Raw genomic sequence first — 13,597 nt, 5'->3', positions numbered from 1 at the left:
TCCATGATGTTCAATCTCTGATCCTCGCTGGATTGCGCGGTTGCGGCGTGGCGGAGGCCGCGTCGCGCAGCAAAGGGAGCGCCCTGGCGTTGGGCCAGTCGATCATCCCGCCCTCGCCCTCTGTCATGGCGTCGCCGAACAGATGGACGCGGGGTCTGGCGGCGCGCCATGCGGGCCAGTCCCTGCCCGGCGTGCCGGTGCGGGCGAAGGCGAGCAGCCGGTCCATCATGTCCGCCGACAGGCTCTGGTCATAGGCCGTCCAGTCCCGCGTCACGCGGAAGCGGTTGAGGCTGTCGAGCGTGCCGAGCCAATAGGGCACGTCGGCGGTGTGATAGGCACCGACGGTCGCGGGATCATGATCGGCAAAGCGGACGCCCGTCCGATAGGGATGTGTCCGGGTGAAGAGATAGGTGAAGGTCGGCGACGTGCCGGTCGATTGCCCGTTTGCCCAGTCCGCCATCTGCAAGCCCAGCGTCATGTCGCGCTCCACGTCTCGGGCGGCGCGGCGCGCCTGCTCCACCGTGCGGGCGGGATAGGCGCGCAGGATTGCGGCGGCGCTGGCGGGAAAGGACTTGCCGATCGCCGCTTCATAATCGGTCACGCTGGCGATGGGACCAAGGGAGCGGAAAAATTCGTCGCGGGTAAAGCCGATCATGGCGGGGACGTCATTTTGGCGACCACTGCCGAATGCCTGTTCAAGCGAGGCCGGGACGACCTGCCCGTCCAGCACGATCGCGTGGGAACGCAATGGCGCGGCGGCGGCGATCAGGCGATCGGCGGGGATGTCGCGCATCGCCTCGATCGAAGCCGCGCCGAGCGCCTTTTGCAATTCCAGTCCTTCGCCTTCTCCCTCCGCCAGAGGCACCGGCGCGCTGACCCCGCCGAAGGCGCTGCCGCTCATGCCCACGACGCGGTGGAACAGGCCTTTGGCCGCAGGGCTGGCCTGCAACAGCGATACCGACATCGACCCTGCCGACTGGCCCGCGATCGTCACATTGGCAGGGTCGCCCCCGAAGGCGGCGATGTTGCGGTTGACCCATTGGAGCGCCGCGACCTGATCTTTCAGCCCGTAATTTCCTGAATGACCACCACCCTCCTGCGTCAAAGCGGGATGGGCGAGGAAGCCGAGCGGGCCGAGGCGGTAGGCGATGGCGACATAGACCGCGCCCCTGGCGGCCAGCGGTTCGCCCGCATAATTAGCCATGAAGGCAGAGCCGACGGTGAAGCCGCCGCCATAGATCCAGACGATGACGGGGTAAGGCTTGCCTGCCGGCGACGGCGCGGGGGGTGCCCAGATGTTGAGGTAGAGGCAGTCTTCGCTGGTCGCTTCCTCACCAAAATAATGATTTATGTTTCGGCTACGTAACGACTGTATGCATTCGGGTGCGGGCCGGTCGGCGTTCCAGACGCCGGTCCAGGCGGCATGGGGTTGCGGGTCGCGCCAGCGCAGGTCGCGCACCGGTGGCGCGGCAAAGGGAACGCCGAACCACGCGCGCACGCCTGACGGCAGGGTCTTGCCCGCCACCAGCCCTGCGTCGGTGCTTGTGGGATCGCCCGCCGGACGATCGACGATCTGCGCCGATCCTGCCGACGCGCACAACAGCGCCAGCAGTCCAAGCGCGACACGCCCGCCCCGCATCAGCGCGCGCCCTTCAACTGCATGTCGAAGAAGCGGAACGTCAGGTCGAGCGCATGCAGGCTGGCGGCGCGGGTCGCGGCGGCATCGGCCCCGATCCAGCTATGCCCGACCGCCGGGATGACCTCCAGCGTCACCGGCACTTTTGCCGCCTTCAGCTTGGCCGCCAGTTCCTGCGACTGGGTGACGGGCACGGTTTTGTCTTCGGTCCCGTGGATCAGCAGCATCGGGGAATCCTTGGCATCGACATGCGCGGCGGGGCTGGCGGCGGCCACGCGATCGGCGGGGCAAGCGCCCTTCTCACAGCCCAGATAGGCGTTTTCCGCACGCGGGATGGCCGATTGCGGCATGGTCGCGAAATCATAGACACCGTACCAGCCGACCGCCGCCTGCACGCAGTCGCTTTGGCCCGCATTGCTCCTGTCATCGCCCGTCGGCGCGCCGCCGCAATCGAGTGCGGCAAGTGCGGCCAGTTGCCCCCCTGCCGAACCGCCCCAGATCGCCACATGGCGCGGATCGATGCCATAGCGGCCCGCGCCTGCCTTCAGGAAACGGATTGCGGTGCGCACGTCATGGATCGCGGCGGGAAAAGGCGCTTCGCGGGACAAGCGATATTCCAGCGAGGCGACGACATAGCCGCGCGCCGACAGATCGGCCAGCACGGCGGTGAAGTCGCTAAATGCGCCCGACTGGCGCGTATGCCCGTTCATCCAGCCGCCGCCATGGACGTAGATGACCAGCGGATGCGGCCCCATATCCCTGGGCCGGTAAATATCCAGCGTGATCGGACGGAATCCGGGGATGGTGGAAAAGGGGATGTCGGCACTGACGCGGACACCGTCGCCCAGTGTCAGGATGCGTTCGGGCAGCGGATCGCCCAGCGCGGGTTCGGGTGATGTCGCGGGGGTCGGTGCCTGCGCCTGCGCGCTACTGGCCATGACGACAGCCGATAAGGCGCATGACGTCAGAAAGCCCGTGCCGGTCCACATGCGCATATCACTCTCCCACTACGATCGCTTCCTGTTGAGCGAACTATTTCGTACAGTGGTAATGAAGAATGATCTGCCCGACAAGTCCCGTCAGCGGCGGCACCAGCTTTCGATCACGTCGATCACGCTCATGCGCCGCCGCGCCAGCGCCTCCACCGAACTCATGTCGCGTTCGAAGCCGTAGGAAAACGTATAGCGGTTGGAGACATTGTAGAAGCAGAGCGCGCTGATGGTCATGTGCAGATCGACCGGATCGATCCCGTCGCGAAATTCTGCGCTGGCGACGCCCCGTGTCAGGATGCCGCGCAAATGTTCGATCACCTTGCGGTTGCGCTCTTTGATCCCCGGCACTTCGCCGACATGCGCGCCGCGCAGGATATTTTCGTTCATGACCAGCCGCACGAATTCGGGATGCTGGGTGTGATAGTCGAAGGTCGCGCCAACCACATCGCGCAATGCCGCCGGCGCATCGAGATGATCGCGCTGGTTATCGGCATCGACTTCGCGCACGGCGGTGTAGGCGCGTTCCAGAACGGCGCGATACAGGCCTTCCTTGCCGCCGAAATAATAATAGATCATCCGCTTGGACGAATTGGTCCGCTCGGCGATTTCATCGATCCGCGCGCCGCTTAACCCCTTGTCGGCAAATTCAGCGGTGGCGACATCCAAAATGTTGAAGCGCGTTTCTTCCGCGTCCGTCGCCCGCCCATGACCAGCGGCCTCTTTCTTGGTAGGAGCGGCTTTGGCCACCTGCTTTTTCCTTCGTTCAGTGCGTCGCGCCCTTTGCATAGCGGGCTTCGGCAGCGCACTCCAGATGAGGCTGATGCCTTGAGGCCTGCCATGGCACATATCCAGGGATGCGCATTGGCGCGTCAGAACCCGCCGGGCGCTCTACGACAGATCGATCGGCGGAAAGCGTAATGACGCGGCGATCTGTTCTTCGGCTTTGGTCGCTTCTGCGATGAGCGCTCGCAATGCCTTGGCGGTGTCTTCCAGAAGGCCTGCACCAACAGGCCGCACGCCGTTGATGAAGCGGCGGATGGCTCGCTCGTCTATGCCAAGCCGCCGCGAAAAAGACGTGGTTCCGCCGAAGAGTTGAACGCAATAGGCAAAATGTTCGCGTCGTTCGTCCACTGACATTGGTGCGGCCATTATTACCCCTTTTCGTTCGCTGCCGGGGGCCATAGCCCAAATTGCGAAAGAGGCAAAATCGATGGCGTTGAAATCAGGCGCGCCGCAACAATTTTGGAATGGCCTTTTCCAGCACGCGTATGTCTGCGGCGCTGTTGAACAGAGCTGGCGTGATGCGCACGCACGCGCCGCGCGCCGGTCCATCGCGGTGGACGGAGAAGATGCGATGTTCGTCGAGCAGCCGTTTGGCGATAGCGGCATTGTCCTGAACGCTCGTGCGTCCTGCAAAGCGAAACGATGTAATGCCCCCGTGCAGGCGCGGGTCGGACGGGGTCAATATTTCCAGTCCCGGCGTGCCACGCAGCGTTTCGGCCCACAGGTCGCGCAGATGACGAAGCCGTGCGGCGCGGGCCGCGTCACCGATGGCATCCTGAAAATCCAGTGCCGCTGGCACGGTCAACTGTGCGGCAAAATCGACGGTGCCGGTATGGACCCGCGTATAGCTGTTGGCGGCAAAGGGTGGGGTGTTGGCGCTGTCCGGGTCGATGAGGTCGATCTTGCTCCCCCGGATATAGATGACACCGACGCCCAACGGCGCGCCCCACCATTTGTGCAGGTTGAAGCCGACGAAATCCGCGTCGAGATCCGCAGGACGAAAATCGAGCTGGCCCCAGCTATGCGCTGCATCGACGATCGCATCGACGCCGCGCGCACGGGCCATCGCCACGATGTCCCGAACCGGCACCACCAGCCCGGTCCTGTGGCTAAGATGCGTGAGCAGGATCAGGCGGATCTTTGGATTGGCCTTGAGGGCTGCTTCATAAGTATCGATCAACCCCTGATGGGTGGCGGGTTCAGGCAGTGCGATCGACACCACATCGACACCCCGACTGCGCTTGAGGGAGGCAAAGCACGCCTGCATGCTGTCATAGTCGAGATCCGCATATAAAACGGCGTCCCCCGCCCGCAGGCGGTTATAACCGCCGATCAAGGCTTTGAGGGCTTCGGTGGCGTTGCGGGTGAAGGCGATCTCCTGCGAAGCCACGCCCATTTTCGCCGCCACCCTGTCCCGCACAGCCATCAGATCGGGCGTCAGGCCACGGCGCGCATAGTAGCTGGTCTCACGATTGACGCGCCGCACCGCGGCTTCATAATGTTCGAGCACCGGCCGGGCCATCATGCCCCAATTGCCATTTTCCAGCTGGATGATGTCGCGGGTGACGTCATACTGGCCCGCCAGCTTCGCCCAATATGCTTCATCATCAGGGCGAACGACCGCAGCCGGGGCCAGGGCAGCGTCGATCCGCCCCGCCACCGGCACTGCCGCCGCTGCCACCATCATCTGCCTGCGACTTATATTCATTACCCAATCCTAACCGATCAGAAGGTCAGGCCCAAGCGGACATAATATTGGCCGCCATCGGTGTCATAGGGTGCGTTGCGCGAATAGATGAGGCCGCGCACTGCCTGGTTGGTGGCCTCGTCAGGATAGCTGTTGAAGATATTTTCCGCGCCGCCCCGGATCGAGATATTCGGCGTGACCTGAACGCTGGCCGACAGGTCGAACAGCACCATCGCGCCAAACCGCTGAAAAACATCGCCGGTCGCGTTGCCGCTGACATCGGTCCAGGCGCCATAATAGCGCGCGCGACCCTGAATGCCGACCTTGCCGATAGCGTAGCCGATCGACGCCGTGCCGTTATGCCTGGGCAGGCGTTCTTCGAACACGATCCGCTGACTTTCGTTGGCGATGGCCGACGATGTGCCGCTCGTCACTTTGGTCTGGTTGTAGTTATAGGCCAGACTGATGTCTGCCTTGCCCGGCCCGACCTGCTGCGCATAGGCCAGCACGACATCGATGCCGCGGGTGCGCGTGTCGAAATCATTGGTGAAATAGGTGACGGACGTAAAGCGCTGTGGATTGGGCAGGGCTGCGGGCACCGCGAAGGTCGCCGACTGGCCGAAACGGTCGTGCAGCTTGATCTGGTAGAGATCGATGCTGCCGGTAAGGCCGAAGCTCGACTGGAACGTCATGCCAGCCGTGATGGTCCGCGACTTTTCCGGTGTCAGCGGCTTGGCGCCCAGCGCGATGGCGATCGGGTCGTTGGGTGACAGGCGGCCGGTGTTGAAGATTTGCAAGGTGCGCGTGTCGAGACCCTGGCTGGTGTTGATCGCGTTAAGCTGCGCAGGGGTCGGCGCCCGGAAGCCAGTGGAATAGGTGCCGCGCAGGGCGACGCCCTTCACCGGCTCGAACCGCGCCGACAGCTTGTAGTTGAACGTGTCGCCAAAGGCCGAGAAATCCTCATAGCGCCCCGCCGCGCCCAACGTCACCGCTTCGATCGGGCGCACTTCGACGTCCATATAGCCAGCATAGCTGGTCTGCGACCATTCGCCTGCGGTGAGAGGGCTGTATCCTGGAAAGCCATTGCTGTTGGGCGAAAGCCCGGTCGCAGCGCCCGGTCCGATCGCATAGGATGCCGGATCGCCGGGGCGGATGCCGTAGGTTTCCTTCCGCCGCTCTGCACCGAACGCGATGTTGGCTGGTTCGAAGAAGCCCAGCGGCAGGCGATAGACGAAATCGGCGTTCAGGTTGAACTCGCTCTGGCGCAGACGGCCAAGATAGAAGCTGGTCGGGCTTGCCGGTCCAATCGACGCGTTGAGCGATTCATGCATGTTGTAATTGATGCGGCTGCGTCCCGACGATGCGCTGATGTCGTAGGTCAGTTGCTCGCTTATGGCACCGCGCAATCCACCGTCGGCCTGGAAATCATCATATTTGGTGCCAAAGCGCGGCGTGAAACCGGCGGGATACAGGCTGGTGAAATTGAAGCCGGGAAAGGCCGCGCTATTGCCGTAGACATTGGCTGTACCAGCCGGGTTGCGCCAGTTGAAATCGGTGACGCCCTCGCCATTGCCGACAGTGCCGAAGGCATAGAGGGTGACGGCGTCGGAAAAGTCATAATGGGCGTTGATGCCCCCGCGCACCGAACGCAGGTCCGGCTGCCCCCACCGCTGCACGGGATTGGCGACGGCGATATTGGGATTGGCCGCCTGAAATGCAGCAGCGTCAGGGCGTTGGCGGGTCCGCGATGTGGCGTCGGACCTGGAAAATTCGCCTGTGAAGACAATGCTGCCCCGATCGCCCAGCGCGATGCCGCCCTGCCCGCCGGTCTGATATCCGGTGCCGTCCCCCTTATAATATTGGGAAACCTGGCCATAGGCTTCCATGCCCGGCTGGTCGTCCAGGATGATGTTGACGACACCGGCAATGGCATCGGAACCATATTGTGCCGAAGCGCCGTCACGCAGCACTTCGATACGCTTGATCGCCAGGCTTGGGATCGTCGCCAGGTCGGCCGACTGCGCGCCCCGCGTGCCGAGCAGCGCGGAACGGTGATAGCGCTTGCCGTTCACCAGCACGAGCGTCTGGTCAGCGGACAGGCCGCGCAGCGTAGCGGGCCGCACGAAAGCCTGACCATCGGCAGCAGGCAGGCGCTGCACGTTGAATGACGGGAGCAGTTGAGCGAGCGTATCGGAAATATCGTTCGAAATACTGTTATCGATGGCCCTTGACGGCAAAACATCAATCGGAGCCAATGTGTCGAATTTCGTACGCTTGGCGTCGCGTGTTCCTGTTACGATGATGTAGTCGCCAGTATTTACATTGCCTTCAGGCGGCAATGCTTCTTGTGCCATGGCAATAGTAGATACGGAAACATTTAGTACGATCAGCGCACTATACGTCGACAGCTTCATGATTGTCCCCAAAGACATAACAGAGATTGTGGTCTGTCAGCGCCTCTAGGGTTGGTACATGACGCTTCTGTGTCTCTCGCCAGGGAATTTTCAAAGCTGCGCAGTCAGAATGCAGATCGACAAAATTCCGGGCGGAGCAAGCCGCTATGTTTCCTGTATAAGCAAGGGGGCGTGCTCAGGCGGCGACCCTGCCCCCCTCCTCCTCTTCCTGCATCGCGCTCAACAGGCGGCGCGCCTGATTAACTGCACCGTCACTCGCGATGCCGATAAAGGGCCGCTCAGGTTCATCGTCGATCCGGGCCTGCTGCGCCTGCAACGTTTCCTCATCCTCGGTAATGGTGTCGAAAAACTGATCGAAGAGCGTGTCGGGCACACCGCTTTCCTTGGGAGCGGTAGTGCAGATCGTCCACAGATAGTGGCTGGTCGTCTCCGTTTCCGGCGTGATGAAATGATTATTGGCCAGCATGAAACCATTGTCGCGCTCGCCTTCATAAGCGCCGGTCCCAACCTCGCAGCCCCCCGCATTGACGCGGCATGTCATGCCGATGCGTGGTTCGAACCGTACCTCCTGCCAGCGATCGACACGGCCTTTGAAGCCCCCCGCGTCGATATAGGATTTGGGCGGGATGGAATTGGGCATTTTGCGCAGCAACGTCACCTTGCGGCCGTCAAATTCGACCTTGGTGTCCGCATTATAATGCTGCTCCGGATTCCCGCCGATCGTGCGCGCGTGGATGTAGGGTACATGGGTCAGGTCCATGATATTGTCGATGATGAGTTGCCAGTTGGCCTTGACCGGAAAATTATAGGGTCGCCACGTCCATGCCGGATTATTATGTTCGGGGCTGTCGACAATGATGCTCGGGTCGGCCAGCGCTGGCTCACCCATCCATATCCAGATCAGGTGATCCTTTTCCACCACAGGATAATGGCGGACATTGGCGGCGGCAGGAATACGCGCCTGGTTGGGGATACGCGTGCAGGTGCCTTTGCCGTCGAATTCGACGCCATGATAGCAACACCGGATGACATCGCCGTCGACATGCCCTGCAGACAGGGGCATGGCGCGATGACTGCACCGATCCTCCAGAGCGGCGATTTCACCACTTTCAGTGCGGAACAGTACAACCGCTTTGTTCAGATATTTGCGCCCCAGCGTTTTGCCCGGCTCGATATCAGCGGCAAAAGCGGCCACATACCATGCGTTATAAATGAACATCCTGCTCTCCATTGTCCGACCGAGCAGCTGACTGCTCCGGGCGCTGACCTGTTGTTGGGCATGATTATGGATAGGCCGCGCGCCAGCGCCAATCGCAATCCCATAAAGCCATAAGAAAATCGGGAATGCGCCGCCCTAAACCGGGATTATCGCAGATACAGCCCGCCATTCATATCCAGCGTCGCGCCCACGAAAAAGCCGCCCCTGTCAGACGCCAGCAGCGCAGTCGCCGCCGCAATCTCGCCCACTGCCATGAAGCGCCCCACCGGCACCTCGCCCTCGACCCGTGCAATCTGTTCCGCCGACAGCCGCGCCTTGGCGGTGTCGATCGGTCCGGGCGCAATGGCATTCACGGTCACACCGGTTCCGGCCAGATAGCGCGCGAAATATTTGGTCAGCATGATCGCCCCGGCTTTGGACGCGGCATAATGGGGCGAGGCCACCGTCCCACCATTTTGACCGGCGAGAGAGGTAATGTTGACGATACGACCGTAGCCATTTTCGCGCATATGTTCGGAAAATATCTGGCAACTGAGGAACACGCTGCGCATGTTGATCTGGACGATCGCGTCGAACTCTTCCGGGCTGATATCCGGCGTCGGCGTGCGCTTGGCGAAACCGGCATTGTTCACCACAATGTCCACCTTGCCCCACAGGCCCGCAATCTCGTCCCGCGCGGCCAGGAAATGATCCTTCTCCCGCACGTCCAACGTCAGCGCGATCGCCGTCTCGCCCGTCGGATCGAGCGATGCCGCGACCGCCTGCGCGACATCGATATCCACGTCGCTCACTGCCACGCGCCCGCCACCGGCATGGATTTCGCGCGCCACCGCCTCCCCCACGCCGCGTCCGCCGCCGGTGACGAGGGCGGTGCGCCCGTCGAAGGAAAAACTGCCATTGGCCGGAAGGGAGAATTGATCGGTCATCGGACGTCCTGAAATGTAAAGCAAAAGGAGCGGGAAAGGCATCGCCTTTCCCGCTCACATCATTAGTGACGGAACGACAGCGTCAGGCCGTAAGTCCGGGGTGTATTGGTAAATATCTTCCAATAGGTCGTGCCATTGCCGGGCACCGCCAGAAAGGCGGTGATGTCGTCCGCATTCACGATCTGGTAGTTATTGGTCAGGTTCTTGCCCCACAGACCGATCTGGAACCGGCCGTCAGCCGTCTCGTAATTGAGCCGTGCATTCAGCGTCCGTCCGCGAGTATCTTCATGCAGATTATCGTAGAGCCGCAGCGTATTGGCATCGTCGGTCGAAATACGGGTCGAGAAATTGAAGTCCGCTTGTGGCGTCAGCGTCGCACCATTGGCCAGACGCCCGGTATAGGCCGCGCCCACGGTGAAGCTGTCGCGCGGCGCGAACTTGGCCGGATTGCCCGAATAATCCAGGTTCACCAGCGGATCACGCAGAGAAGTATATTTGCCGACCAGATGCGTATAGTTGGCGGTCAGGCGCAGATCCTCGACCGGACGGATCACGGATTCGACCTCCAGCCCCTTCATCTTGAGTGTGCCGTTATAGGTATGAGCGATGCCGCCCGCGCCGGAGAAATTCTGGAGGTTTTTCGTCGTCTGCCGGAACAGCGCGACGTTCAGGTCCAGCCTGTTGTCGAACAAGCGCGACTTGGCACCGATTTCATAATTGGTCGCCTTTTCCGGTTCGAGCGGAATGGTGGGATCGCGGTACGCATTATCGACAAAGCCGCCAGACTTGAAGCCCTTGGCATAGGTCGCGTACATGTTGACCTTGTCCATCGGCTCGAATTTGACAGTGAAGCGGGGGGTAAAGGCGTCCCATGTTTTGCCACCCGACGCGAAGACTTCGCCGGGGAAGCCGAAGCCGGGAATCGCGCCCGCGTCGGTGGTCGAAAAGGCGTGATAGTCGATCTTCTTGCGATCCGATGTGTAGCGACCGCCTGCGACGACCGACAGCTTGTCGGTGATCTCGAAGGTCGCCTCGCCGAACGCTGCCAAGCTGCGCACATTGCCTTCCTGCACACGGGTAATGTTGGTCACGCCGGGGTTGCGACGAATGCTGGCTGGCACGGCCGAACCGGGCAGCGGGCTGTAAAAGAAGATGTTGGTGGTCGAAACATCGGCCGACAGGAAATAGGCGCCAACGACATAGGAGAAACGCCCCGGCGCCGACGCGAAGCGCACTTCCTGCGTGAAGCTGCGGTTCTTTACCACCTGGCGGCGGTCGAACACCGGCACGACCGTGGCGACCGGCACGTCATCATTGATCGCGCGACTGTCGTTCATGCGATAACCGGTAATCGACGTCAGCGTGCCGCCCAACAAATCCAGATCCCCGCGCAGATAGCCGCCGCGCAGACGCTGGCGATAGGGCGAGGACACAAAGTCGTTATTGGTCCACTCGTCATCGTCATAATTGCCGAAAGTCGCCGGGATCCGCTGCACCCCGCCAATACCCAACTGGATCGCGCCGCCATTGCCCTTGGTGTAGCTGTAATCGCCAGACAGGACGATCTTGAGCGTGTCGGTCGGCTGGAACAGTAATTTACCGCGCGCCGAATAGCTGTCCGACTTGCCATAGCTCCCGGACTGGTTGGGCGTATCGATCAGCCCGTCATTATGTTCGGTGCTGAACGCGAAGCGACCGGCAATCTTGTCATCGACCAGAGTGCCGTTGACCATGCCCTCGGTCCGTACATAGCCGCCGTTGCCGCCGGTGATCTGGGCGTAATAATCATCTTTGAAGTCGGGGTTGTTGGTGATGACCGCGATTGCACCACCGACCACGTTGCGCCCGAACAATGTACCCTGCGGCCCACGCAGCACTTCGACGCGATTGGTATCGTAAAAGTTGGCGTTCAGGTCGTTGTTGAACACATAATAGACGTCGTCCATGAAATAGGCGACCGGCGTGTCCAGGGTTGCGGTACGGAAGGTCGACACATTGCCGCGGATCGCGACGATCGATAGCGACTTGTCGGCGGTATTGACGGTGATGCCGGGCATTTGCTGGGTCAGTGCCGCCGGGCTGTAGACCTGTGCCTCGCGCAGCAGTTCACCGCCGAATGCCGCAATAGAAAAGGGCACTTCACGCACCGTCGATTCGCGCCTTTCCGCAGTGACGACGATATCTTCCGGGAATATTTTGTCCTGCGGCGCGCTCTCCTGAGGCGCGGACTGATCGGCCTGCGCAAGGGCCGGCGTACCCGCCATAACGGCGGAAATCGCGCCCAACGCGCAGGATGTTTTAAAGCTGAAAGGCATTTCCCGGACTCTCCCTTAACAACACGGCTTGATGCCGCCTGAAGAGCGTGAAGCAGGAAAACAGGACGAGGCGCAATAGTATCGTCCCGATTATTGAATGGTCGGACCACATTCCGATTGGGGTGATCGAGCGTGTCCATCTAGTCAAGAATCAGGAAATGGCATGGCATTGATCCAAGCCGCGCCGATAACGTGAAGCAAGGAAGAGGCTGAAAAACTCATGCAGTCCACAGATAGCGCCGACATGACCAGAGTGGGGCCAGGCACGGTCATGGGCACGATGATGCGCCAATATTGGCTGCCCGCCTGCCTGTCGTCCGAAGTTACCGCTGATGGCGATCCGATACGCCTGATGATCCTGTGTGAAAAGCTGATCGCCTTTCGCGACAGCAGCGGCCGGGTCGGCATCATGGACCATCGCTGCCCGCACCGCTGCGCGTCGCTGTTCATCGGCCGCAATGAGGAAAACGGCATACGCTGCGTCTATCATGGCTGGAAGTTCGATGTGGATGGGAAGTGCGTCGACATGCCGTCCGTCCCCGCCCGCATGGATTTCAAGGAAAAGGTCCATGCCAAGGCGTACAAGACGCACGAAGCCAATGGTCTGATCTGGGTCTATATGGGCGAGAACCAGTCCGCGCCGCCGCCTATCCCCGAAATCGAGGCGGCGATGCACCCGGACGCCGAAATCTGGTGCCTGCAGCGCGACTGCAACTGGCTTCAGGCGCTGGAGGGCGACATTGACACCAGCCATGTCGGATTCCTGCACGTCGGATCGATCGAGGCCGACGATCTGGATGAGGATCATCCGATGCGCCCGACCGTCCTCAACCGTGCGCCCGATTATGAAGTGGCGCAGGCGGACTGGGGCGTCATGTATGGCGGATATCGCCCGAACGACGATGGCCAGATGAGTTGGCGCGTCGCCCATTATATGTTTCCGTTCTGGACGCAGACGCCCAACAACCGTTTCGCGACCCGCGCAATAGCCCGCGCCTGGGTGCCGATGGACGACGAACATTCGATGCTGTTCGACATCACCTGCGGCGTTGATGCCGGAAACCCGGCCTATACCTCGACGCTCAAGAACGGCACGCCGTTGTTTGCGCCGCTGGAATATGCGCCGACGACCACCGACTGGTATGGCCGCTGGCGCTCGCCCGACAGTCAGGCGAACGACTGGGCGATCGACCGCGACTCCCAGCGCAATGGCACCCAGTTCACCGGCATTGCCAACATCACGATGCAGGATCAGGCGGTGACCGAAAGCATGGGGCCGATCACCGACCACAGTTTTGAAAATCTGGCCCCCACCGACCAGATGATCGCCCGCGTGCGCCGCCGCGTGCTGCTCGCCGCCCGCGCGCTCGCCAACAAGGGCACGTTGCCGCCGGGCATCGAAGACCCCAGCATCTTCTATCGCGCGCGCGCGGGATCGTTTCTGCACGATCCCCATGACACGCTCGCCAACGCCTATGAATCGGCGCTGGCCAAGGCAGTGCGCTGGCCTGACAAGGTCGAAGCGGCTGAATAGGATATTAAAAGGGGTCGGCGCGATCCATGCGCCGACCTTACGGACGAGGATGATTGAGGTGACGAAACGCATTGCGGTTTGCCCGGTTCGC

At 61.5% G+C, this 13,597-nt stretch carries 10 protein-coding genes; 1 reads left to right on the top strand and 9 read right to left on the bottom strand.

Annotation, left to right across the window (positions count from 1 at the left end; all coding sequences use genetic code 11):
* Positions 1–10: 10 nt before the first annotated feature.
* The 9 genes from WA070_RS14935 to WA070_RS14895 form a co-directional block, all read right to left on the bottom strand.
* Positions 11–1,639 (bottom strand): carboxylesterase/lipase family protein, encoded by a 1,629-nt coding sequence (locus tag WA070_RS14935; RefSeq protein WP_422634717.1) that lies wholly within the window; start codon positions 1,637–1,639, stop codon positions 11–13.
* Positions 1,639–2,631 carry an alpha/beta fold hydrolase gene (locus tag WA070_RS14930; protein WP_422634716.1) on the bottom strand — a complete coding sequence of 331 codons (993 nt, stop codon included), beginning with the start codon at positions 2,629–2,631 and terminating at the stop codon, positions 1,639–1,641. Before WA070_RS14930 ends, WA070_RS14935 begins: the two co-directional genes overlap by 1 nt.
* Positions 2,632–2,715: 84 nt before the next feature.
* On the bottom strand, positions 2,716–3,375 hold the full coding sequence (locus WA070_RS14925) for a TetR/AcrR family transcriptional regulator (RefSeq protein WP_422634715.1): 660 nt from the start codon (positions 3,373–3,375) through the stop codon (positions 2,716–2,718).
* 141 nt (positions 3,376–3,516) lie between these two features.
* The gene (locus tag WA070_RS14920; RefSeq protein WP_422634714.1) at positions 3,517–3,810 is read right to left on the bottom strand and encodes a hypothetical protein; all 294 of its coding nucleotides are present in this window, start codon (positions 3,808–3,810) and stop codon (positions 3,517–3,519) included.
* 40 nt (positions 3,811–3,850) lie between these two features.
* Positions 3,851–5,119, bottom strand: coding sequence for an aminotransferase class V-fold PLP-dependent enzyme (locus tag WA070_RS14915; RefSeq protein WP_422634713.1), 1,269 nt, complete (start codon positions 5,117–5,119; stop codon positions 3,851–3,853).
* 17 nt (positions 5,120–5,136) lie between these two features.
* Positions 5,137–7,512, bottom strand: coding sequence for a TonB-dependent receptor plug domain-containing protein (locus tag WA070_RS14910; RefSeq protein WP_422634712.1), 2,376 nt, complete (start codon positions 7,510–7,512; stop codon positions 5,137–5,139).
* Positions 7,513–7,687: 175 nt separating this feature from the next.
* Positions 7,688–8,731, bottom strand: a complete 1,044-nt coding sequence (locus WA070_RS14905; protein WP_422634711.1) for a Rieske 2Fe-2S domain-containing protein — start codon at positions 8,729–8,731, stop codon at positions 7,688–7,690.
* 146 nt (positions 8,732–8,877) lie between these two features.
* A complete protein-coding gene (locus tag WA070_RS14900; RefSeq protein ID WP_422634710.1) occupies positions 8,878–9,657 on the bottom strand; it encodes an SDR family NAD(P)-dependent oxidoreductase in 780 nt (259 codons plus the stop codon).
* 62 nt (positions 9,658–9,719) lie between these two features.
* Positions 9,720–11,972, bottom strand: coding sequence for a TonB-dependent receptor (locus WA070_RS14895; protein ID WP_422634709.1), 2,253 nt, complete (start codon positions 11,970–11,972; stop codon positions 9,720–9,722).
* Between the two features lie 220 nt (positions 11,973–12,192).
* On the opposite strand from WA070_RS14895, the gene WA070_RS14890 reads away from it, so the two are divergent.
* On the top strand, positions 12,193–13,506 hold the full coding sequence (locus WA070_RS14890; protein ID WP_422634708.1) for a Rieske 2Fe-2S domain-containing protein: 1,314 nt from the start codon (positions 12,193–12,195) through the stop codon (positions 13,504–13,506).
* Positions 13,507–13,597 lie beyond the last annotated feature (91 nt).

The organism is Sphingobium sp. (assembly GCF_049304695.1).
Taxonomy (GTDB): Bacteria; Pseudomonadota; Alphaproteobacteria; order Sphingomonadales; family Sphingomonadaceae; genus Sphingobium.
The sequence above is the reverse complement of the archived record's forward strand: the minus strand, read 5'-3'. Positions and strand labels throughout refer to the sequence as shown.

Excerpts from the sequence above, each read along its gene's own strand:
- WA070_RS14935 (WP_422634717.1), bottom strand. The coding sequence starts at position 1,639 with ATGCGGGGCGGGCGTGTCGCGCTTGGACTGCTGGCGCTGTTGTGCGCG.
- WA070_RS14930 (WP_422634716.1), bottom strand. The coding sequence starts at position 2,631 with ATGCGCATGTGGACCGGCACGGGCTTTCTGACGTCATGCGCCTTATCG.
- WA070_RS14920 (WP_422634714.1), bottom strand. The coding sequence starts at position 3,810 with ATGGCCCCCGGCAGCGAACGAAAAGGGGTAATAATGGCCGCACCAATG.
- WA070_RS14915 (WP_422634713.1), bottom strand. The coding sequence starts at position 5,119 with ATGAATATAAGTCGCAGGCAGATGATGGTGGCAGCGGCGGCAGTGCCG.
- WA070_RS14910 (WP_422634712.1), bottom strand. The coding sequence starts at position 7,512 with ATGAAGCTGTCGACGTATAGTGCGCTGATCGTACTAAATGTTTCCGTA.
- WA070_RS14905 (WP_422634711.1), bottom strand. The coding sequence starts at position 8,731 with ATGTTCATTTATAACGCATGGTATGTGGCCGCTTTTGCCGCTGATATC.
- WA070_RS14900 (WP_422634710.1), bottom strand. The coding sequence starts at position 9,657 with ATGACCGATCAATTCTCCCTTCCGGCCAATGGCAGTTTTTCCTTCGAC.
- WA070_RS14895 (WP_422634709.1), bottom strand. The coding sequence starts at position 11,972 with ATGCCTTTCAGCTTTAAAACATCCTGCGCGTTGGGCGCGATTTCCGCC.
- WA070_RS14890 (WP_422634708.1), top strand. The coding sequence starts at position 12,193 with ATGCAGTCCACAGATAGCGCCGACATGACCAGAGTGGGGCCAGGCACG.